The sequence below is a fragment of the Gemmatimonadaceae bacterium genome (assembly GCA_035633115.1).
GTDB lineage: Bacteria > Gemmatimonadota > Gemmatimonadetes > Gemmatimonadales > Gemmatimonadaceae > UBA4720.
In genome coordinates, this window is sequence record DASQFN010000003.1 from 1 (window position 1) to 1,624 (window position 1,624).

Here is a 1,624-nt window from a genome sequence, read left to right on the forward strand (position 1 = left end):
GAGCGCTCTCTCCTGGGGATAGAGACGAAGTGGGGCGTGTCCTTTCGCGCCTCCGAAATCACCGCGGGGCGCATCTTGGAGCCCGGCATTGCGGCGCGCGGTAGATGATCCGGGCACTCACAGGGAGAAAGAAAAGAACCATGCGAAAACCGCTACGAAAATTATCACTAATCATCGCAATCAGCTTATTAGGCGTGGCGTTCATCGTCAGCCCGCTAAGATTACCGATCGCTGAGGCCTCGAGTCACCGGGAAGCACCGTTGATCTCTGCTGATCCGCTGGCCGACGGCACAGACGTGTACGCGTTCATCAGCCCTGACCGGCCGAACTCCGTCACGATTCTGGCCAACTACATCCCGCTCGAAGAACCTGCGAGCGGCCCGAACTTCTTCAAGTTCGACGACAGCGTGCTCTACCAGATCCGGTTCGACAACAACGGCGACGGCAGACTAGACCTGGCCATCCAGTTCCGCTTCCGAACAGTCGTCGGCAACCCAGACACGTTCCTCTATAATACGAACACGATTGACAACCTGTCCGACCCGGACTGGAACGTTAAGCAGTTCATGGATGTGACGGCGCTGATCCGTCAGGGCGACCCGGCCGTGCCGACGTTTACCACATTTGTTCTCGGTACGAATTTGCCGACGCCGCCGGTCAACATCGGTCCTCGCTCGACGCCGAACTATGAAACCAACTTGGCAGAACCGGCCATCAGCACGATCCCGACCAGTGCTGGCGATATTAAAGTTTTTGCCGGTCAGCGCGATGAAGCTTTCTATGTTGATTTGGGTTCAATTTTCGATCTACTCGGCCTCCGCCCTTTCAATTCAGCTCATTTAGCTCCGCTTGCAATTTCCCACGGCGTGGACGCCACCGCGGGCTACAACGTCCACACTATCGCGATTCAGATTCCGACCCAGTTCCTGACGGCGACGGGCGCGCTGCCGACGGGGCCGACCGATCCACACGCCATTCTCGGAATCTATTCGACGGCCAGTCGCCCCGGTACACGAGTGCTCAACACTAACGGCACGAAGACGGAGAACCCGGCTGACTGCGGCACCGCGACGTCTCCTGGCGGGATAGCCCCGACCTCAGGCTGCGTGCAGGTTTCGCGCATGGGCAACCCGCTCTTCAACGAGTTGCTCATTCCAATTGGCAGTTCGCCGACCATCTCGGAGAACGACAAAGACAAGTACAACGCGGAGCTGCCGGCTACCGACATGAACCGGCAGGACTTTGTGCGCGGAACGGCGTCGCGGCCGGTTGAGCCGGTGGCGCTCATCAACCTGCTTTACCCGCCCCTCAACGACGCCCCGACCTCGGGACGTAACGACCTAGTGCGGGTCTTCCTGACGGGCGTTCCAGGAGCCACGCGGTTCCCGTTCCAGAACGACCCGAACGATCCGACCGCGGGGCCGGGATCGGCTCCGGCTGAGTACATTCGTCTGAACACAGCGATTCCGGCGACGGCGCCCGGGTCGGTAAATCGACTCGGCTTTATCGCAGGCGACAACGCCGGCTACCCGAACGGGCGGCGCTTAAACGACGACGTCGTTGACATCACCTTGCGCGTGGCGGCGGGTGTACTGCTGCCCGGCAACGCGTGCGCCGGTGGCAC

The 1,624-nt window shown here is 60.5% G+C and carries 1 protein-coding gene; it reads left to right on the plus strand.

The annotated features are described in order from the left end of the window. Positions 1–260: 260 nt before the first annotated feature. The coding region (locus VES88_00090) for a DUF4331 domain-containing protein (protein HYN79871.1) at positions 261–1,624 on the plus strand (1,364 nt) is incomplete at its 3' end.